The sequence below is a fragment of the Pseudomonas turukhanskensis genome, from assembly GCF_027922365.1.
Taxonomy (GTDB): Bacteria; Pseudomonadota; Gammaproteobacteria; order Pseudomonadales; family Pseudomonadaceae; genus Aquipseudomonas; species Aquipseudomonas turukhanskensis.
The window spans coordinates 310,359-329,364 of sequence record NZ_BSFN01000003.1; the positions used below are offsets into that span (position 1 = coordinate 310,359).

The 19,006-nt window shown below is 60.5% G+C and carries 17 protein-coding genes; 11 read left to right on the top strand and 6 right to left on the bottom strand.

All coding sequences use genetic code 11. From position 1 onward, the window contains the following. Position 1: 1 nt before the first annotated feature. The 6 genes from PKE98_RS07800 (at position 2) to PKE98_RS07825 (ending at position 4,871) form a co-directional block, all read left to right on the top strand. Positions 2–694, top strand: coding sequence for an iron-containing redox enzyme family protein (locus PKE98_RS07800; RefSeq protein ID WP_271194697.1), 693 nt, complete (start codon positions 2–4; stop codon positions 692–694). Further along, the gene (locus tag PKE98_RS07805; protein WP_271194698.1) at positions 681–1,484 is read left to right on the top strand and encodes an SDR family oxidoreductase; all 804 of its coding nucleotides are present in this window, start codon (positions 681–683) and stop codon (positions 1,482–1,484) included. The genes PKE98_RS07800 and PKE98_RS07805 overlap by 14 nt, the downstream gene beginning before the upstream one ends. Continuing rightward, positions 1,481–2,131 carry a tetratricopeptide repeat protein gene (locus tag PKE98_RS07810; protein WP_271194699.1) on the top strand — a complete coding sequence of 217 codons (651 nt, stop codon included), beginning with the start codon at positions 1,481–1,483 and terminating at the stop codon, positions 2,129–2,131. Before PKE98_RS07805 ends, PKE98_RS07810 begins: the two co-directional genes overlap by 4 nt. A gap of 28 nt (positions 2,132–2,159) precedes the next feature. Continuing rightward, positions 2,160–2,816: a response regulator gene (locus PKE98_RS07815; protein WP_271194700.1), complete on the top strand. Its 657-nt coding sequence runs from the start codon at positions 2,160–2,162 to the stop codon at positions 2,814–2,816. A 1-nt stretch (position 2,817) separates the two neighbouring features. Beyond that, positions 2,818–4,197, top strand: a complete 1,380-nt coding sequence (locus PKE98_RS07820) for a sensor histidine kinase (RefSeq protein ID WP_271194701.1) — start codon at positions 2,818–2,820, stop codon at positions 4,195–4,197. Positions 4,198–4,289: 92 nt separating this feature from the next. After that, entirely contained in the window at positions 4,290–4,871 is a 582-nt protein-coding gene (locus PKE98_RS07825; RefSeq protein ID WP_271194702.1) for a cytochrome b, read from the top strand. 6 nt (positions 4,872–4,877) lie between these two features. On the opposite strand, the gene PKE98_RS07830 is transcribed toward PKE98_RS07825, so the two are convergent. The 4 genes from PKE98_RS07830 to PKE98_RS07845 all read right to left on the bottom strand — a co-directional run bounded on the left by PKE98_RS07830 (position 4,878) and on the right by PKE98_RS07845 (position 13,003). Next, a complete protein-coding gene (locus PKE98_RS07830) occupies positions 4,878–8,522 on the bottom strand; it encodes a CHASE domain-containing protein (RefSeq protein WP_271194703.1) in 3,645 nt (1,214 codons plus the stop codon). Positions 8,523–8,547: 25 nt separating this feature from the next. Beyond that, positions 8,548–10,626: a putative bifunctional diguanylate cyclase/phosphodiesterase gene (locus PKE98_RS07835; RefSeq protein ID WP_271194704.1), complete on the bottom strand. Its 2,079-nt coding sequence runs from the start codon at positions 10,624–10,626 to the stop codon at positions 8,548–8,550. A 109-nt stretch (positions 10,627–10,735) separates the two neighbouring features. Further along, positions 10,736–11,962: an HD-GYP domain-containing protein gene (locus PKE98_RS07840; protein ID WP_271194705.1), complete on the bottom strand. Its 1,227-nt coding sequence runs from the start codon at positions 11,960–11,962 to the stop codon at positions 10,736–10,738. A gap of 105 nt (positions 11,963–12,067) precedes the next feature. Continuing rightward, on the bottom strand, positions 12,068–13,003 hold the full coding sequence (locus PKE98_RS07845) for a universal stress protein (protein WP_271194706.1): 936 nt from the start codon (positions 13,001–13,003) through the stop codon (positions 12,068–12,070). A gap of 364 nt (positions 13,004–13,367) precedes the next feature. Between PKE98_RS07845 and PKE98_RS07850 the strand changes: the two genes are divergently transcribed. Beyond that, a complete protein-coding gene (locus PKE98_RS07850; protein WP_271194707.1) occupies positions 13,368–13,592 on the top strand; it encodes a hypothetical protein in 225 nt (74 codons plus the stop codon). Between the two features lie 137 nt (positions 13,593–13,729). Beyond that, positions 13,730–14,443 (top strand): helix-turn-helix domain-containing protein, encoded by a 714-nt coding sequence (locus tag PKE98_RS07855; protein WP_271194866.1) that lies wholly within the window; start codon positions 13,730–13,732, stop codon positions 14,441–14,443. On the opposite strand, the gene PKE98_RS07860 is transcribed toward PKE98_RS07855, so the two are convergent. Beyond that, on the bottom strand, positions 14,436–14,861 hold the full coding sequence (locus PKE98_RS07860) for a potassium channel family protein (RefSeq protein ID WP_271194708.1): 426 nt from the start codon (positions 14,859–14,861) through the stop codon (positions 14,436–14,438). The two genes, PKE98_RS07855 and PKE98_RS07860, sit on opposite strands and share 8 nt — an antisense overlap. 181 nt (positions 14,862–15,042) lie before the next feature. On the opposite strand from PKE98_RS07860, the gene PKE98_RS07865 reads away from it, so the two are divergent. The 3 genes from PKE98_RS07865 (at position 15,043) to PKE98_RS07875 (ending at position 17,877) form a co-directional block, all read left to right on the top strand. After that, positions 15,043–15,933, top strand: coding sequence for a universal stress protein (locus tag PKE98_RS07865; protein WP_271194709.1), 891 nt, complete (start codon positions 15,043–15,045; stop codon positions 15,931–15,933). A gap of 97 nt (positions 15,934–16,030) precedes the next feature. Further along, positions 16,031–16,594 (top strand): GNAT family N-acetyltransferase, encoded by a 564-nt coding sequence (locus tag PKE98_RS07870; protein WP_271194710.1) that lies wholly within the window; start codon positions 16,031–16,033, stop codon positions 16,592–16,594. Between the two features lie 32 nt (positions 16,595–16,626). After that, a complete protein-coding gene (locus PKE98_RS07875) occupies positions 16,627–17,877 on the top strand; it encodes an MgtC/SapB family protein (protein ID WP_271194711.1) in 1,251 nt (416 codons plus the stop codon). Positions 17,878–17,881: 4 nt separating this feature from the next. Here the strand turns inward: PKE98_RS07875 and PKE98_RS07880 are convergent, their stop codons facing one another. After that, on the bottom strand, positions 17,882–19,006 hold the full coding sequence (locus PKE98_RS07880) for an ABC transporter permease (protein ID WP_271194712.1): 1,125 nt from the start codon (positions 19,004–19,006) through the stop codon (positions 17,882–17,884).

The following is a 19,006-nucleotide window of genomic DNA, read 5'->3' on the forward strand; positions in this document are numbered from 1 at the left end:
CATGAATTTTTTTGACCAATTGCAAGCGGCTACCGCCCAGGAACGCCAGGCGCTGTTCACCGTACCGGTAATCCGCGATGCCCTGGCCGGTGAAGTCAGCCTGGAAAACTACCGCGCATTTCTCACCCAGGCGTATTACCACGTGCGCCACACGGTGCCGCTGATGATGGCCTGCGGTGCGCGCTTGCCGAGCCGGCTTGAATGGCTGCGCGGGGCAGTGTGCGAGTACATCGACGAAGAATACGGCCACGAGCAATGGATTCTGAACGACATCCGCGCCTGTGGCGGCGATGCCGAGCAGGTGCGAGACGGCCAGCCGAGCCTGGCCATCGAGTTGATGGTCAGCTTCCTCTACGACCTGATCGCCCGGGGGAACCCGGTGGGTCTGTTCGGCATGGTCAATGTGCTCGAAGGCACCAGCATTGCCTTGGCCACCCAGGCCGCAACGGTGATTCAAGACCGTCTGCAGTTGCCGGCCATCGCGTTTAGCTACCTGTCCTCCCACGGTGCCTTGGATATCGACCACATGGACACCTACCGGGGCCTGATGAACCGCCTGGAAGAGCCAGCGGACAAAGCTGCCGTCATTCACGCCAGCAAGGTGGTGTACCACCTGTACACCGAGATGTTCCGTGGCTTGTCCCATGCTCAAAACCCGGGCAAACCCCTTGAGGTGCACCATGCGCTTGTCTGATTGCCGGGTGGTGCTTACCGGCGCCAGTGGCGGCATTGGTCTGGCCCTGGCTGAGCAATTGTGTGCAGCTGGCGCCCAGGTATTGGCCATCAGCCGCCAGGCCGATGCCCTGGCCGAGTTGGTAAAACGCTACCCGCAACATATTCGTCAGGTATCTGCCGATCTGCGCAGCAGCGCCGGGCGACATGCGGTGGTGGAAGCGGCGCGGCACCTGGGTGGGGTGAACCTGCTGATCAACGCCGCCGGGGTTAACCGCTTTGCGTTGCTGGAGCAGATTGACGACGAGCAGATCGACGAGATGTTGGCCTTGAATGTGGTGGCTACCTTGCAGCTCACCCGCGCCATGCTACCGATGTTGCGCAGCCAGCCCCATGCCGTGGTGGTGAACGTGGGGTCTACCTACGGCTCCATCGGCTACCCCGGTTATGCCGTGTATTGCGCCAGCAAGTTTGCCTTGCGCGGCTTTTCCGAGGCGTTGCGTCGCGAGCTGGCTGACACCGATGTGAACGTCTTGTACGTCGCGCCCCGGGCCACCCGCACCGGCATGAACAGCGCTGCCGCCATGGCGTTGAACAAGGCGCTCAACGCCAATGTCGACGAGCCGCAGTGGGTAGCCAGCGAAGTGATGCAAGCGGTGCAACGAAACTTAAGCGAGCTCTACCTCGGCTGGCCGGAAAAACTGTTTGTGCGTCTTAACGGCATGCTCCCCAGCCTGGTCGACCGTGCCTTGCGCAAACAGCTGCCAATTATTCGAAGCTTCACTCACACACCGGAGAACCCCAAGCGATGAACAGATGGATAACTGCAGCCGTGGCCGCCATGTTTGCCCTGCAAGGTACGGCCTGGGCACTGGACGATGCCGGCGCGCAACGCTTGCTGAGCATTCAGCAGCGTTGGGCCGAGGTGCAATACAACACGCCGGAAAAACAAAAAGCCGCTGAGTTCGAAAAACTCGCGGCCCAGGCGCAGGCCTTTACCGTTGAACAGCCCAAAGCCGCCGAGGCGTGGATCTGGAACGGTATTGTGGTCAGCAGTTGGGCCGGCGCCGAGGGAGGGCTGGGGGCCTTGGGCAAGGCGAAACAGTCCAAGGCATCGCTGGAAAAAGCCCTTAGCCTGGACCCCAGCGCGTTGCAAGGCTCGGCGTACACCAGCCTCGCAGCGTTGTACGATCGCGTACCGGGCTGGCCCATTGGTTTTGGCGACGCCGATGAGGCGCAAAAGCTGCTGCAAGAGGCCTTGAAACTCAACCCTGCGGGCATCGACAGTCTGTATTTCTGGGGCGACCACCTGTACCGCGAAGGCCACTATGCAGAGGCCAAGGTGGCGCTGCTCAAAGCCAAGCAAGCGGCGCCGCGGCCTGGTCGTGAATTGGCCGATGAAGGCCGTCGCCGCGACATTGATGCTTTACTCAAAGACGTTGAGCACAAGCTCAATTGATAGCTGAAAATCTTCAATAAGGAATGGCATGCGACTGCTGCTAGTGGAAGACGACACCGCCCTCGGCGAGGGCGTACGCGCGGGCTTGAAGGCCGAGGGCTATACGGTTGACTGGCTGCAGGATGGCGTCAGCGCCGTGCATGCCTTGCTCAGCGAAACCTTTGATTTGCTTGTACTGGACCTGGGCTTGCCCAGGCTTGGCGGCATTCAGGTGCTGCAGCAACTGCGCAAAAGCGGCTCCAACCTGCCAGTGCTCATTTTGACGGCGCGCGATGACACCGACGACCGTATCGCCGGCCTGGACGCCGGCGCCGATGACTACCTGGTAAAGCCCTTCGACCTCAACGAACTCAAAGCGCGCCTGCGGGCGTTGTTGCGCCGCAGTGCCGGGCGCGCACAAGCCGTGGTGGAGCATGCCGGCGTGAGCCTGGACCCCTCCAGCCAGCAGGTTCGCTATCAGGGCGCGGCAGTGGTGCTCACCCCCAAAGAGTACGTATTGCTGCACGAGCTGCTGTCGCAGCCGGGCAAGGTGTTTACCCGCGAGCGTCTTACCCAACTGTTGTACGGTTGGGACGAAGAAGCCGAGAGCAACACCCTGGAGGTGCATATCCACCACCTGCGCAAAAAGCTGTTCACGGGTTTGATCCGCACGGTGCGCGGCATTGGTTACCTGGTGGAGGCGTGACATGACTTCATTGCGTCATCGCACCCTGTGGCTGGTGCTGGCGTTGCTGGTGCTCGGTACGCTGACCATCACCGCGTACAACCTGCACGACAGCAAACACGAAATCACGGAAATCTACGACGCCCAGCTGGCGCAAAGCGCGCGGCTGCTGCAAGGCGTAGTGCAGATGCCGTTACCCGACGAGCAACGCCAGCAGCTATACCAAGCGTTCAATGATGCGCTGAGCCAGGCCGGCCACCACAAGATTGGCCACCCCTATGAGGGCAAAATGGCCTTTCAGGTGTGGGACCTCAAAGGCCAAAGCCTGGTGCGCTCGGCGAGTATGCCGGTGTTGGAGCAGCCGCCAGCGACCGTGGGTTTCTCCAGCCTGGATGTGAACGGTGTCGGTTGGCATGGTTTCCTGTTGCCGGACGAGGAGCATGGGCTACGGATATGGGTAGGTGAGCGCGACGACGTTCGCCAGGACCTGGTTGACCGGATTGTGCGCCACACGTTGATTCCTAATCTGATCGGCATTGTGTTGCTGGCGATACTGGTGTGGTTGGCCATCGGCTGGGGTCTCAAGCCGCTGCAGAACATGGCCCAGGTTATCCGCGCGCGGCACGCCGAGTCCCTTGAACCGTTGCAATTGGTGCCGTTGCCCAAAGAGCTCGAGCCCATGCAGGCGGCGATCAACCGCTTGCTGTCGCAGATCGAGCATTCGATACAACGCGAACGCCGTTTTATCGGCGATGCCGCCCATGAAATGCGCACGCCCTTGGCGATTTTGCGCATCCATGTGCAGAACGCCTTGGAGGCCACCGACGAGAGCCAGCGTGACGCGGCCTTGCAGTTTTTACTCGGTGGGGTAGACCGCTTGAGCCGAGTGGTTAACCAATTGCTCATCATGGCCCGTGTGGAGCCCGAGACCGCCCGGCACAACTGGCAGCCCATGGAGATCGACAGTGTGGTCCGCCAAACCCTCGCCGAGCTCACTCCCTGGACGCTGGGCAAAGGCCTGGACCTTTCATTGGACGTAGCGCCGGGGCAATACACCCTGCGTAGCGACGCCGAGGCCATCGGCATTGCCCTGCAGAACCTGGTCACCAACGCAGCAAACTTTTCCCCGCCGGCGGGGGAGGTGACCGTGGTGCTCAGCCGGCGCGACACGGGCTATCGCATTTGTGTGCGTGATCATGGGCCCGGCGTAAACGAGGAAAAGGTCGAGCGCCTGTTCGAGCGTTTCTACAGCTGCGACAACCCCAACGGTGCGGGCCTTGGCTTGTCCATTGTGCAAACCATCGCCAACCGCCTGGGCGGCAGTATTGAACTGGTAAACCACTCGGATGGAGGTTTAGTGGCCACCTTGTTTATTCCCCACAGCAGTGCCTCCAACACTTAATTTCGCGCTTCAGACTGCGTTAAGACAGTCGACCAATACTCCCCTCACCAACGATGGCCAGCTTGTCTGGCCGCACACTCGCCGAGGGGCATATGACCAATCCAATGCGTTCCACTGTTGAAACCCTTCCCGTCCCGCCTCGCGCTACGCCAGCGGCGCCGCGCTACAGCCCAAGTGCCCGCCGGTTGCACTGGCTGATGGCGGGGCTGGTCATTCTGGCCTACGTGCTAATCACCACGCGCGGCTGGTTCCCCAAGGGCAGCGCGCTGAAAACCTTGTTTGTTCAGGGCCATTTCTGGGTTGGCCTGGTGGTGCTGGCGTTGGTTTTGCCCAGGGTGCTGGTGCGCCTGCGCCGCCCGGTACCGGCTGTGACACCGCCGCTCAAGCCGCCAGTCAAAGCGCTGGCAACCCTGACCCATGTGGCCTTGTATGGTTTTCTGCTGCTGCAGCCGCTGTTGGGGGTGCTGGTGGTGTTACTCGAACGCGGCGGCATCCCGCTGGGCAGCCTGCTTATCGCCTCGCCATTTGAGCTGAACAAGGGCTTGGCGCACACGCTGGAAAACCTGCACGTGTGGATGGGTACGGCGTTTTACTACGTGATCGGTTTGCATGTTGTCGCCTCGATCTGGCACCACGTGGTCGTGCGCGACGACGTGCTCAAACGCATGCTTTAGGAGCGTTTACCCTAACTCGCGCAGGCGTTGCGCGGCGGCGTTGAACATCAGTGCATGAACCTGCTGGACAACGCCTTCGAAACCAGCAGGCGGGTTGGCGCGGGCAAGCTCCTCGACCAGTTCAAGGGCGCGCATATTGCCGGCATCCAACAGCGCCAACAGGGTGTGCCGCTTGGCATGCCACAGTGCAGTCGGCATGGCGATTTGTGCTTTGTTCTGGTGAGTGTCGGGCGTGTCCAAGGTCGCCAGCCAGGTGCGTAACTGTTCGACCGATTGCGTCAACAGTTGCCTTAACTGGTGTTCGATGGACGCGTTAATGAGCGGCGGCGCGCCGCTTTCCGGCTGATTTCTGAGTTGTTGTTCGAGTTCGCCTGCCATCTGGTACAGCGCCGTTGCGCCAATACTGCCGGAGCTGCCTTTCAAGGCATGCAGCACGGCCCGCTGGCCATCGCTGTCTTGGCGCTGCACGTGCTGGTGCAAGGTGCTGAGCAGTGCCAGAGCATCTTGTTGGTAGTCCTCAAGCAATCGTTGCAGCAAGTCGAGGTTCATGCCGAAGCGGCTAAGTATTGAGCCCCCGTCTTCAATCAGTTGGTCGTTCGAGGGCGACGGTAAGGGTGAATGCAGGCCAACCTTGCTGCCAGCGTGGCCGGTCAAGCGGCAGAGGGCCTCGACCAACTGATTAATGTCGATGGGTTTGCCCACATGCTCGTTCATGCCTGCTGCCAAGCACTGGCTGCGGTCGGCAGCCGAGGCGTTGGCGGTCATGGCCAGAATGGGGAAATGTGCCCCGTGTGGCTCGGCGCGAATTCGTCGAGTGGCTTCATAACCGTCGATGCCCGGCATCTGGATATCCATTATCACTGCATCGAAAGGCGGCTCGCTGTCGAGCGCCATTGTCACGCCTTGCAGGCCGTCTTTTGCCAGTTGTACAACCGCGCCTTCGCTGGCCAGCAGTTCAGCGGCCACCTGTCGATTGAGGGCGTTGTCCTCCACCACCAGCAGGCGCAAGCCCCGTAATCGGTTGTGCAGTGTTGGCGGATTAATGGTTTCCAGCACCGGTTTGCCATTGCCCGACAGCGCCTGTTTCACCGTGTGCGCCAATTGCTGGGGGGTGACCGGTTTGGTAAGAAAGTCGATAAACGGGGAGTGGGCAATCTGCTGCATCTGGGCCAGCAATTCGCGGCCATAGGCCGAGATCATCACCACCACCGGTTGGCGCTCGGACTCTGTGTCATCGTGAATCATCTGCGCGGCGCTGACGCCATCCAGCTCAGGCATACGCCAATCCATCAGTACTACATCGTACGGCTGGTGGGGCTGCGCCTGGCGCACCTGATTCACGGCTTGTCGTCCGTCGTAAACCACATCGGCCTGCCAGCCCAGGGCCTCTACAGTGTGCTGCATCAATTCAGCCACCACCGGGTTGTCATCTGCTATGAGCACACGCAGGCGCTGGTCGGTGGTCTCGCAATCAGCCTCAAGGGTTCTGCCGGACTCCACAGCAAAGCCCAAATCAAACCAAAATCGGCTGCCCTGGCCGGGCTCGCTGAGAAGCTGCAATTGTCCGCCCATCAACTCGACCAGGCGCTTGCAAATCACCAAGCCCAGACCACTGCCGCCAAAGCGCCGGCTGGTGGAGGCTTCGGCCTGGGCAAAGCCAGTGAAAATATGCGCCTGGTGCTCCTTGGCGATGCCAATGCCGGTGTCGGTCACGGCGATGCGCAACACCACGTCGCTATCGCTTTGGGCAATGCTGGTGATACTGACAATCACATAGCCCTCGTGGGTGAATTTCAGCGCGTTGCCGGCCAGGTTTATCAAGATTTGTTGTAAACGCAGGCTATCGCCCGCCAAGACGCTGGGCAGCGTAGGGGAGAGGTCAAATACCACCTCGACCTCCTTCTCGCCCTGGTTGCCCGACAACACCACGGCCAGGTTGCGCATCAAGGTGTCGAGTTCAAAGCGAGTGACTTCGAGCTGCAATTTGCCGGCTTCGATCTTGGAAAAATCAAGAATGTCGTTGAGCAGGCCCAAGAGCGAGCTGGCGGCGGATTTTGCTTTGTCCACGTAATCCAGTTGGCGCGTGTTGAGCGTGGTATGCAGGAGCAATTGCAGCATGCCGAGCACAGCGTTCAACGGGGTGCGGATTTCATGGCTCATATTGGCCAGAAACGACGATTTGGCGGCATTTGCCGAGTCGGCCTGTAGCTTGGCCTGTTGCAACTCGGTGGTGCGTTCGGCGACCTGACGCTCCATATCCGCATAAAGACGCTGCAGGGAGGCTTCAGCGGCTTTCTGTGCCGTGATATCGCGCACTGTTTTCGACGCCCCGATAATCACGCCAGTGGCATCACGGATGGGCGCTACGGCCACCGACACATCCACCAGGTGGCCGTCACGGTGCAAGCGTTGTGTTTCGAAATGGGCCACGCGCTCGCCACGATTGATGTGCGCCAGAATATCGGTCTCCTGGGCCTGCAAATTCGGCGGTACCAACAGGTCGGCCAGGCGATGGCCGACGGCCTGTTCGGCGCTGTGGCCGAAGATCGATTCTGCGCCCTTGTTCCAGCTGGTGATCACACCCGTGAGGTCTTTGCCGATGATGCCGTCGGAGGAGCTTTCGACGATGGCTGCCAAACGCGCCTGGTCGGCAAAGATGTCCATTTGCCGTTGCCGCAGATTGGCCAGCATCAGCAGCAAGGCGGTCACCAATACGCTGATCAACACGCCGAGCAAGAACACCTGGCGCGGTGACGTCTGGTTGAGGGAGGCGATGAAGGCCGGGTAAGCCTGCATTTCCAGGCGCCAACGCCGGCCGAAAATCTCCCGTTCCACGCTTTGGCTGGCTATCACGGTTTGCTCGTCGCGGGCTTGCGGGCTGTTATAGAAAACGCTGCCCGTCGAGGCATCTGTAATATCGAACAACCGCAGGCCCAGGCCCGTCTGGTACACGCCGAGGTTCTGCAGCATGTCGTCAATTTCCAGCAAGGCGTAACTCCAGCCAATGGCTGTGGCGGAGCGTTCAGCAACGGTGTCTGGGGTCTGGGCGCTCTGGTACACCGGCAGCAGCATCAGAAAGGCGTTTTCACTTTCGCTGACGCTTTTGTAGAACAGGATGGGCGGGGTGATCTGTGCCTCGCCCGTCAGCATGGCCGCCTGGGCCGCCTTTTGTCGCGTGGGTTCCGAGGCGATGTCCAAGCCGAAGCCGGCCTGGTTCGGCCCCTGCGGCGAGATGTACTGCACCACAAAGCGCTCGCCGTCGTGGGGTTTGAATTCGTGAATGCTGAAGTCGGGCTGGCCGTCGCGGCGTTGCTGCGCGACAAATGCTGCTTCTTCAGTCCTGGGAACGCGGCGAATAACACCAAAGCCGCGAGCACCAGGAAACTCATGGCTGATGTCACGGGTTTGGCTATAGCGCTGAAAACCGGCGTAGGACAGCTGCTGCTGTTCAACAGCGTGAATGGCGCCGCGCAAGCCACGCAAGCCAAATTGGTAAAGGTGTATGCGACGACCCACAGCGTCGGCGGTTTCCTGCAGTTCGATCTTCAACGCTTGCGGTGTGTGCCGATCATTGATGCGCTGCGCATTCCACGCCGCTGCGGCACTGAGGCTGATGCCAACGGCAAAGGTAAGCGCTATCCATGGGTTCATGTGCAGGCCTGCGCAGCGTGGGACGTCACGGCGAGAGGGGGAGAGCGTGGGTTAAAAATTCAGTCATCCGGGCGGCAATGACGGGGCGGCTGTACAGATAGCCCTGAATCACCGCACAGCCTTTGGCCACCAGCAGGTCGGCTTGCGCCGAAGTTTCTACGCCTTCGGCTACCAGTTCCAGTTCCAGCGCCTGGGCGATATGGATGATGGCCTCGACAATCGCCAGGTCGGTGCGTTCTTCGAGCATGTCACGTACGAAGCTCTGGTCGATCTTCAATACGTTGATGGGGAAGCGCTTGAGGTAAGCGAGGTTGGAGTAGCCGGTACCAAAATCATCGATGGCAATACGCACGCCCAATTGATGCAGGTGCGTCAGCGTTTCCAGGGCGTGACCGAAGTCGGTGACCAATACGCCTTCGGTAATTTCCAGTTCCAGCAGATGATGTTGCAGGCCTGTGCTTTCCAGCACCTCAGTGACCATCTGCAGAAACGTAGCCTCGCGAAACTGCACGTACGAGATGTTTACGCTGACGCAGATATTCAGCCCCAGGTCTTGCCACTTGCGCCCGTCCTCGCAGGCGCGTTGCAGAACGAATTGGCCGATGGGCAGGATCAGCCCGGTTTCTTCGGCCAACGGAATAAACCGCGCCGGGGGCACGGGGTCACCTTGGGGGTTCGGCCAGCGTATCAGGGCTTCCACCCCCACGGTCTGATTCAGACGGCAGTCCACCTTGGCCTGGTAGTGCACCTCGAACGTTTCGAGGTGAATCGCCTCGCGCAACTGCCGTTCGAGCTGATGCCGGGCGCGCAGATCGTTTTCGGTATCAACACTAAAAAATCGCCACCGGTGCCGGCCTTCCTGTTTTGCCTGGTACATGGCGGTTTCGGCATGGCGGAAAAGCAGTTGGACGTCGGCACTGTCGTGGGGGAAAACGCTGATGCCGATGCTCACATGCAGGTCGTGGCGCTGATTTTCCAGCCAGAAAGGTTCGCTCATGGCATGCAGCACACGTTCGGCAAAACTGCTCAGCGCCGCTGAGTTCTGTGCCTCGCCCACGAGAATTACAAATTCGTCGCCGCCGGGTCGGCTCAGGGTGTCACTGTTACGGCAGAGATGTTTCAACCGCACCGCCATCAGCTGCAAGAGACGGTCGCCGGTGGCGTGGCCCAGGGTGTCGTTGATGGTTTTGAAATGGTCGATATCCAGCACCAACATGCCCACCAGGCCCTGGCCATTGTGTTTATCGAGGAGGCCTTGGGTGTGCTCGCGCAAAAATAGTTGATTGGGCAGGTGGGTCAGGGCGTCATGGCGATGGAGAAAGTCCAGCTTGGCGTGTTCGGCCAATTTGCGGGCGCTGACATCGGTCAACAGCATAAGGATGTCCGGACGCTCGCTGCCATTGCGCCGGGCAATCAGCGTGACCTGGGCGTAGCGGTTTTCTCCGTGGCGCGTGGCCAACTCGATTTCGAAATTTAGCGGGGCGCCTTGTTGCAGCGCCTCGAGGTCTTGAGTGATGACCTGGGTATTACGCTCCCCCAGAATGGCAGCCATGGGTTGGCCCTGCATCTGCTGAGCGGCAACACCAAACCAGCTGCCGTGGCGGTCGTTGCAGAACAGGTTGGTCAGCTCTGCGCTCCAGTAGGCGATAAATGCCGGCAGATGCTCAAGCAGGTCTTCCAGGTCGCGGCTGGCTTCCAGCAGTTTTCGGGCTTCGACGTGCAACTGCACGTGGCTGCGAATACGCGCCCGCGCCACTGGCACATTCAGCGGTTTGTGCAGAAAGTCCACGGCGCCATGGGCGAGGGCTTGCAGCTCGAATTCCACTCCCGTGTGGGAGGTAACAAAAATGACTGCGGCGTCTTTCAGCGCCGGGTCGGCTTTGAGCTTGGCGCACACCGCATAACCGTCCATGTCCTGCATTTCGATATCCAGCAGCACTACGTCGGGAAGGCAGCGTTGAGCCAGCTCCAGTGCCGCTTTGCCGCTGGTAGCAAAGTAAACCTCGCCGAAGTCGCGTATGGCTTCGCGCAGAATTTTGATATTGGAGGGCTGGTCGTCGACGATCAGTACAACTGCAGGTTTGCCGCGTAGCTCCGAAAACATGGCATTTCCATCCGAGTAAACCGTGGACATCGTTGTGAGGCTAGCTCAGCGCCCGGAAAGTGTCGGAACTATTGCGCTCGCGTAGGCCGGCACGGCCATTGTGCTGGCCTCAGGGAATGATCAAGCCCTTGCGCCGGTAATGTTCGATATCGATGCCATAGGCGCCCGAGCACGCCACCTCGCGCACGCGCAGTTCTCTGCCGTCGCCATCTTTGGGATGGCGGGTCAGATCGACCACCCGCTCCGGGCATGGCTGCTTGTCGGGGCCGAGCACCACCAGCAGGCGCGGTTTGAGCTTGTTGTCCGGGGCACAGCCAATAATGATCCCCACCTCGTCATTGTTGAGCTCGACAATCTCACCAGGCGGGTAGATGCCCATCAGATGAATGAAGGTGCCGACAATGTCTTCATCAAAATGGCTGCCGGCGGCATCGAACAGGATACGCAGCGCCTCCAGGCTGGATTTGCCTTTGCTGTAAATGCGGTCGCTATTGATGGCGTCATAGGCGTCGACCACGGCAATGATCTTGGCGCTATAGGGAATTCGGCTGGCCTCCAGGCCGCGCGGATAGCCGTTGCCATCCAGACGCTCATGGTGCGAATAGGCCACGTCCACCGTGGCCGGCGTGACTTGCTGGTTGCTCAGCAACAGGCGCCGGCCATGGTCGGCATGGGCCTTCATAATCACCAGTTCGTCGGCGGTGAGGGCGCCGGGCTTGTTGAGGATTTCGTTGGGCACCTTGATCTTGCCGACATCATGGAGCATGCCGCACACGCCGATTTCTTCCAGTTGCAGCGGCAACATGCCCAGCTCACGGCCCAGCGCGATGGCAAAAATGCATACGCGTAAGGAGTGTTCGGCGGTGTACAGGTCGCTGTTTTTGATCCGAGCCAGCCACAACAACGCCGCCGGGTTGCGCAATATGCTGTCCACACACTCTTTCACCACGGCCTTGACGGCCGTCACGTCCAGCTCGTGCCCCAATTTCACAGCGTTCAGAAGCCGCAGCGACTCGGCATGGGCGGCGTTCCAGGCGGGGAGTGCGGTGGCAATTTCCTGAAAGAAATCCACTTTGCGGATTTTCGCCTGCACCTGCGCCGGTGCTGCCGCTTGGGCCGGCGCCCACTCTAGGGTGCTGTGCGAGCGTTGGCTGTCTACCCACACAAAGTTGCATGCCGCTTGCACCGCACGCAGTTCGTGGCTGGTTTGCAGCAGAAAACCCTGGAACAGAAAGGCGGTTTCGCGCCATGGCCGGTCCAGTTCCACCACGTACATGCCAATGCGCAACTGCTCAACTTCAATTTTTATCAGTGTGTTTTTAGAAGTAGGAGGCATCGCATAATTCCTTCCCGCAGCGGCGTGTGGCTGCGGCGTCGCGTGCAGTATGTCGGGGCCAACCTTAAGGCTTTCTGAAGCGGCTGTTGGCTGGCACCTACAGGTTCAATGGGCGGCAAACGGCAACATCAACACGCTGCCGGGCATGGTGTAGAGCAAGTGGTCTGCCGTGCTGCCAAGCAGTTTCAGCAAGCCGTGGCGGTGGACGCGGCCCATGACGACGACGTCCATCTGCTGGTCTCGGGCAAAGTCACTCAAGGCGCGCCCGGGACTGCCCAGCACCATATGCCGGTTCGCCACGGGAAAACCGTTGCGATCGGCCAGGGCATTGAACGCCTCAACTTGCGCGTCGTAGAACTGTTGGGTGAACACCGATGCCGACAGCAACGCACCTCTGGCAACCCCCCCGTCGGCCGCCGCCATGGATGACAGGTCGTAGGCGTACACCAGATGTACCTCGGCCTTGCACTGCATGCCCAGCTTCAGGGCCTCGTAAATGATTTGCTCGTTAAAGGCCTGCTGTTCGGCGCTGGCGTCGAACGGGTCGACGGCGGCCATAACGCGTCGGGGCATGGCATGTTCAGCACTGGCCACAAAGTGCATCGGTACACGGCATTGACGCGCCAGGTGCAGGTCCAGGGGCGTAAACAGCGTGCGCTTGAGCAACGACACCGGTTGCACGGCCTTGATCACCAGACTGGCTGGCATTTCCTGCACATGGGCGAGGATCTCCGGCAGCGGGTCCTCCACCCACTGCACCTCGACGGTCACCTCGATATCGGATAGGCGCATGGCCTGCGCCTGGGCTTGCAGCCACTGATGGTGACGCTCCACATAGTCGGTTTGCAGGCTATGCAGTGCCTGCTCATTCACCAGGCCCGCGGTAGCCAAGCCTTCCAGGTAGTCAAAGGCAACGATATGCAGGGCGCTGCCTTTGGCTTTGGCCAGCATTCTGGCCCGGTCAAAGGCCAGGTCTTTTTCCAGCAGTGGCGGGGCGATCAACAGCAGGCGATGGGGGGCGCAAACGGGCTGGGCAGACATGGGACACCTCACGCGATAACAGGCGGGCAGACTCCGCCTTCAGGGAGAGGAGTGTGCAAGCGTGCGTCCGGGCGGATTTGATCAACGTCAAGTCTGGTCATGCTGTACCGCCCGGCGAGCGGTGGTCGCGGTGTTGCCCAGCGCGATGCTGCTCCCATGATCTCGATCAATGCTCCTACAGGTTTGTAGGAGCAGTCTGATGCCAGACTTCCCCTCGAACAGATGCGGTGCCGCGTGTAAAAGCGGCTGTTTTCGGCAGCGTTAGCGGCCTATGCCCCGGCGGCAACGCCTGCGAGCTGTTGCCCATCAGCGCGATCGGGAGCTGAAAGTGGCCATTACGGCGTGATCAGAAAGGAGACTTTTCATGTTCATTGCAATAACTCACAGCAAAGCTGGCCAGCGCTGTATGGTGCGCATGGATGAGTACACGGTGCCTTTCAACTCAGAGGGCCAAGCGCAAGCCTTTGTCAGCCTGTTGCGCCAGCGCATTGAGGCCCCTCATCCCCTGCCGCGCCTGCCTCCCGAGGCGCCCAAGCCCGACATTCGCAGTGGCAAACGTCCGGTCAAACGATCGGCGGTAAGTGCCTGAAACCATCGGCCCGTACATTTACCGTCGCGTGTTGAGGCTTCCCTATGTATAAAGTCGACAATCAGTCTGCCCCGGTCGCTGCCCAAGCTGTGGCATGCACCACGCAGCAAGGCGCCATTCCCATCCATGTCCATCCGATGGCTACGGCGTGCAGCACCTGCGCGGTGCATAGCCTTTGCCTGCCGCTAGGGTTTTCCAGTGATGAAACCGCACGGCTCGATACGCTGATTTCCCAACGTATCCGGGTGAAGAAGGGCGCTGGCCTGTTTCATGCCGGAGAGCCCCTGCAAAATCTGTATGCGGTGCGCTTCGGCTCGTTCAAAACCACGCTGGTCAGCCCCGATGGCCGTGGCCAGGTCACGGGGTTTTTGATGTCCGGCGATATCCTTGGCCTGGACGCCATCAGTACCGAGCGTCATGCCTGCAGCGCCTTTGCCCTGGAAGACAGCGAAGTATGCCCCATCTCATTTACCCGCCTGGAGCGTCTGGCCGGCGAGTTCCCGTCGTTGCAGCACAACCTCAACCGTATGCTGAGCCGGGAGATCGTGCGTGACCATGAAATGCTGATGATGATGGGCTGCCATAACGCCGATGAGCGTTTGGCCGCCTTTCTCGTGGGGCTCTCTCAGCGCTTTGTGAACCGCGGCTACTCAGCCCATGGCTACCTGCTGCGCATGAGCCGCGAGGACATTGCCTCCTACCTCGGCCTGCGGCTGGAAACGGTGTGCCGCAGCCTGGCGCGTTTGCGCGACCTGGGTTTGATTGCCTACCAGGGGCGGGTCATGGAGATTCTTGACCTGTCCGGGTTGCAGGCCCAAGTGCAATACGGCCGCAAGGCAGCGCTTATTTGATGGCCCAATAGCGCTGCATTTCCAGGAACAGAAAGGACGCCGTCCAGGTAATCAGCACCAAGCCGGTCAGGGCCTCCAGACCGGTAAGGTATTTCAGGTGGCCCACCGGTTCGATATCGCCAAAGCCGATGGTGGTAAAGGTGGTGAAGGAAAAGTAAGCGCAGTCGGTGAGGGTGCCGTCGAAGTTCCCTGCCAGGGTTCCCCAGTTGCCGCGTTTGATCATCAGAAAATACGCCAGGGCAAATCCCCATACCTCAATGGCATGCGCGGCCATTGCACCCAGCACGCCAAACACGATGCGGAACCGGTGCCAGACCTTCAGGTGCGGCAGCAGGTTATTCAGGCGCAGCAGACACTCGTAGTGAATGACTACGGCCGCCACCACCACCAGCATATTGATCAAGGTCACCAGCAGCATGGTTGCCCCCCGGCAGTGATTGGGCGCGCGGCGTGTCTGTCGCCAGTCGTTCGCTGATTGTTCGGTGAACGCGTGCCCGGTCATATTGATTTTTATCAAGGTGTACCGCCCGCGCCAACGCCATCGTGAAGGCGTCGGCCACCCTGCCGGCGTTCCTTCAACGGACTACCGGAGGTGCCGTATGCACCCGTATCAACGCCTGCTGCTGGTCGCCAACCCAGTGATGCGCCACGGTTTGGCGATCAAACGCGCTGCGCAGTTGGCCCTCGCCAGCGGCGCCAGCTTGCATCTGGCGGTGTTCGAAAAAGTACCGGACATGCTGCCTTTTTTAGAAAAAGAAATTCAGGACAGCGCCAACAGCTGCCATCTGGACGCCCTCAACGACTGGCTGCGCGATGAAGCGCAATTGCTGCGTAGCCAGGGCATTACCGTTACCACCGAGGTGACGTGGAACGACGCGCTGGTGCAGACGATCCTTGACCAAGTTGAGCACAGCCAAGCGGATATGCTGATCAAGGACACTCAGCATGAAAATGTGCTGAAGCGAACCTTTATTACGCCACTGGACTGGCACCTGCTACGCCAATGCCCCGTGCCCGTGCACTTGATCGGCCCAGCAGGGCATGCGCGGCCCGAGGTGATTATTGCTGCCGTCGATGCGGCCAGCCCCGATGCGCTACGCAACGGCCTTAACGCACGCATCATCGGGCAGGCCCAGCGCCTGGCCGAGCAGACTGACGCGCAACTGCACCTGATACATGCCCTGGACCTGAGTAGCGTGTACTTCGCGGACGCCACCGGCAGCACGTTGAACTGGGCAGATCTGTGGGCTCATGTGCAAGTCGAGGTGGAAAAAACCTTCTACATGATGGCCGAGCAACACCGCATCAGCCGCGACCTCTGCCACTTGCAGGTTGGCTCGCCACTGCAGGTGCTGGCAGAAATGGCCGAGCGCCTGCGTGCCGATGTAGTGGTGATGGGGCGGGTGCATCGTTCCGGTATGAATAAGCTGGTGGGCAGTACCACCGAGCACCTGCTGTACCGCTCGCCCTGCGGCATTCTGGCCGTTTGAGGCTGGTTGATTTAGATCAGACGGCCTACGCCGTTAGCGCTTTACATGGCAGGCACAGGTTTTGTCCTTGCTGTTTCGCCTCACCTTGGAGAGCGCCATGCCCACGACTCACACCAGCCTCACTGATCTGTCCGCCTTGAACCAGGGCGCCATTGGCGAACACTGGATCGAAGCCCTCAAAGACGGCAGCCATGTGTTGATTCGCGCCTTGCAAGAGCAAGACCGCGAGCGGGAGTTTAGCTTTATCAAACGCTTGTCGGCCGAGTCGCGGCGCGCGCGCTTTTCCAGCAGCTTCAACGAGCCGCCGTTGCCGTTGATGGAACAGCTGATGAACGTGCAGTACCCGTTGCAAATGGCCTATGTAGCCCTGGTTCATGACAATGGTGAGCTTCGCGAAATCGGCGTAGCCCGCTATGCCAAGACCGAGGATCAATGCTGCGAATTCGCCGTGGTGGTGGCCGATGATTGGCAACAGAAAGGCCTGGGCCGACTGCTGATGGTCCATCTTATGGATGCCGCACGGCGCAATGGCTTTACCCGCATGGCCGCCACCGATGAGGCCACCAACTACCACCTGCATCGCCTGGTGAAAAAGCTGGGTTTCGACAGCCATTACCCCAGCGGCGAGTTCAGTGAAATTGTCCACCAATGCCAGTTGTAGCGGCCGCCCCTGGGGCGCGCTCGAGTTAAACCATGGCGCTCGCTGAGCTCGACGGCTTCGCCAATGGCGCTGTCGCCCTGGGGCTTGGTTTGCTGGTGGGCCTGGAGCGCGAGCGGCACAAAGGCCATGGTGCCGAGCGAGCCTGCGCCGGGCTGCGCACCTTTGCCATTACCGCGCTGCTGGGCTTTGTAAGTAATCAGATCGGTGTGGTGCTACTGGCAGCCGTGGCGGTGGCGCTGACTCTGCTGGTGACTGTGGCCTACCTTAAAAGCCAAAGCAGCGACCCGGGCATCACCAGCGAGATCGCGCTGCTGACCACGCTGCTGCTCGGCGCGTTGTGCACCTCCAATGCCGCATTGGCCGGTGCCTTGGCCGTGGTCATGACGGCGCTGCTGACCTACCGCCAACCGTTGCACCAGTTTGTGCGTCATCAACTGAGCGCGCTGGAAGTGCGCGATGGGCTGATTCTGTTGACCGCCGCCTTGGTGATTTTGCCCCTGGCCCCCGACCGCTACATAGGCCCTTATGGGGCACTTAACCTGCGCAACCTCTGTGCCCTGACGGTGATGCTGATGGCCGTCGGCGCCATCGGCCATATCGCCGTGCGGGCCCTGGGCGTGCGTTATGGCTATGCCGTCAGCGCGGTGGCTTCGGGGTTTGCTTCCAGTGCCGCCACTATCGCCAGCCTGGGCGCGGTGGCCAAGCGTACACCCGAACACGTGCGCTCGCTGGCGGCCGCCGCATTGCTCTCCAATCTGGCTACCTTTGTGCAGGTTGGCCTGATTCTGGGCGCGGTCGATACCGAGTTGTGTATAGACTTTTTGGCGCCGCTGGCGGCTGGCGCAATGGCCACCGGGTGCATTGCCGGATGGCTGGCCCGTGGTCGTGAAGCGGCCGACACCCGTGAGGGGGTTGCTGTTGGCGGTGCGTTCGAGACCAGCAAAGCGGTGATGCTCACTGTGCTGATGGGTGGGGTGATGCTGCTGGGCGCCGTCATGCAGCACCTGTTCGGTGAGCGGGGGCTGCTGGTGGCCATGCTGGTGGGTGGGTTTGCCGACGCCCATGCACCCACGGCTGCAGTGGCCTCTCTGGTGGATGCTGGGCAGTTGACGGCTCAAGCCATGGCCCTGCCAGTGCTGTTGGCCCTAAGCAGTAACACCCTGAGTAAATGCGCGCTGGCCTGGGGCGCAGGCGGGCGGAAATTCGCCGGCTATATCATTCCCGCGCAGCTATTGATTCTGCTGCTGATGGCGCTGGCTGCCTGGCTTCAGGGCACGCTGTAAATGCTCATGCCATGCGGGTGATTGCGCTGCGAAAGCGCAGCAACGCGGCAGTAAAAAACAACCCGCCAATCACGGCAATGGCCAAAAAGTGCGGCCACACAATTGCCAGCCCGGCGCCGCGGTACAAAATGCCCTGGGCAAAGCTCACAAAGTGCGTGGTGGGCGCAGCAAGCATCAGGGTTTGCACCAGTTCCGGCATGCTTTCGCGCGGTGTGGCACCGCCGGACAGCAGTTGCAAAGGCAACAGAATCAGAATGCTCAATAGTCCCAGTTGCGGCATGGAGCGGGCCACGGTGCCCAGGTAAATACCCATCGAGGTAGTGGCAAACAAGTGCAGCGCCGTACCCAGTAGAAACAGCGGTATGGAGCCTATGACGGGCACCGCCAGCCAGCTGCGCACCACCACATACACGGCAAACCCCGTGGCGACCAACACCACCAGCGCCATCGACCAAACCTTGGCCAGCATGATTTCGAACGCCCGCAAGGGCATCACCAGCAAATGTTCGATAGTGCCGTGTTCGCGCTCGCGAATCAGTGCCGCGCCGGTGAGGATGATCGACACCATGGTGATGTAGTCGATCAACTGCATCACCGAGGTAAACCAGGCCTGGGTCAGGTTGGGGTTGAACTCCATGCGCATGACCAGGCCTACCGGCGTCGGCGCAGCGCCGCGATAACGTTGGGCGAATTCCGCCACCTCGCTGGCCACGATGGTCTGGATATAGCCGGCGCCGGTGAACGCCTGGCCGATCTGGGTGGCATCCACGTTCAGTTGCAGGGCAGGGCGCCGACCGGCGAGCACGTCGCGCTGAAAGTCCGGTGGAATATCCAGGGCGAAGGTATAGCGGCCGCTGTCCATGGCGGCGTCGATCTGCTGGCTGGAAATCTCTGCCGGCGGCAGAAAGTAGGGCGGCTGGAAGGCATGGCGCAGGCGTTCCGAAAGGGGCGACTGGTCCTCGTCGACAATCGCCAGCGGCGCATGGTGCAACGCCTCGGGAATGCCAGAGGCGGCGGTGTAGATGCCAAAGGAAAAAGCCCAGACGATCAGTATCAGCATCGCCCGATCGCGGTACAGGCTGCGAAACTCTTTGATGCCCAAGCGCAGAATATTCAACAGGCTGGTCAT

Coding starts and splice junctions, on each gene's coding strand:
- PKE98_RS07855 (WP_271194866.1), top strand. CDS start 13,730: ATGGCTACGGCGTGCAGCACCTGCGCGGTGCATAGCCTTTGCCTGCCG.
- PKE98_RS07840 (WP_271194705.1), bottom strand. CDS start 11,962: ATGCCTCCTACTTCTAAAAACACACTGATAAAAATTGAAGTTGAGCAG.
- PKE98_RS07880 (WP_271194712.1), bottom strand. CDS start 19,006: ATGACCAGCCTGTTGAATATTCTGCGCTTGGGCATCAAAGAGTTTCGC.
- PKE98_RS07835 (WP_271194704.1), bottom strand. CDS start 10,626: ATGTTTTCGGAGCTACGCGGCAAACCTGCAGTTGTACTGATCGTCGAC.
- PKE98_RS07860 (WP_271194708.1), bottom strand. CDS start 14,861: ATGCTGCTGGTGACCTTGATCAATATGCTGGTGGTGGTGGCGGCCGTA.
- PKE98_RS07810 (WP_271194699.1), top strand. CDS start 1,481: ATGAACAGATGGATAACTGCAGCCGTGGCCGCCATGTTTGCCCTGCAA.
- PKE98_RS07805 (WP_271194698.1), top strand. CDS start 681: ATGCGCTTGTCTGATTGCCGGGTGGTGCTTACCGGCGCCAGTGGCGGC.
- PKE98_RS07865 (WP_271194709.1), top strand. CDS start 15,043: ATGCACCCGTATCAACGCCTGCTGCTGGTCGCCAACCCAGTGATGCGC.
- PKE98_RS07820 (WP_271194701.1), top strand. CDS start 2,818: ATGACTTCATTGCGTCATCGCACCCTGTGGCTGGTGCTGGCGTTGCTG.
- PKE98_RS07800 (WP_271194697.1), top strand. CDS start 2: ATGAATTTTTTTGACCAATTGCAAGCGGCTACCGCCCAGGAACGCCAG.
- PKE98_RS07850 (WP_271194707.1), top strand. CDS start 13,368: ATGTTCATTGCAATAACTCACAGCAAAGCTGGCCAGCGCTGTATGGTG.
- PKE98_RS07825 (WP_271194702.1), top strand. CDS start 4,290: ATGACCAATCCAATGCGTTCCACTGTTGAAACCCTTCCCGTCCCGCCT.
- PKE98_RS07870 (WP_271194710.1), top strand. CDS start 16,031: ATGCCCACGACTCACACCAGCCTCACTGATCTGTCCGCCTTGAACCAG.
- PKE98_RS07830 (WP_271194703.1), bottom strand. CDS start 8,522: ATGAACCCATGGATAGCGCTTACCTTTGCCGTTGGCATCAGCCTCAGT.
- PKE98_RS07875 (WP_271194711.1), top strand. CDS start 16,627: ATGGCGCTCGCTGAGCTCGACGGCTTCGCCAATGGCGCTGTCGCCCTG.
- PKE98_RS07845 (WP_271194706.1), bottom strand. CDS start 13,003: ATGTCTGCCCAGCCCGTTTGCGCCCCCCATCGCCTGCTGTTGATCGCC.
- PKE98_RS07815 (WP_271194700.1), top strand. CDS start 2,160: ATGCGACTGCTGCTAGTGGAAGACGACACCGCCCTCGGCGAGGGCGTA.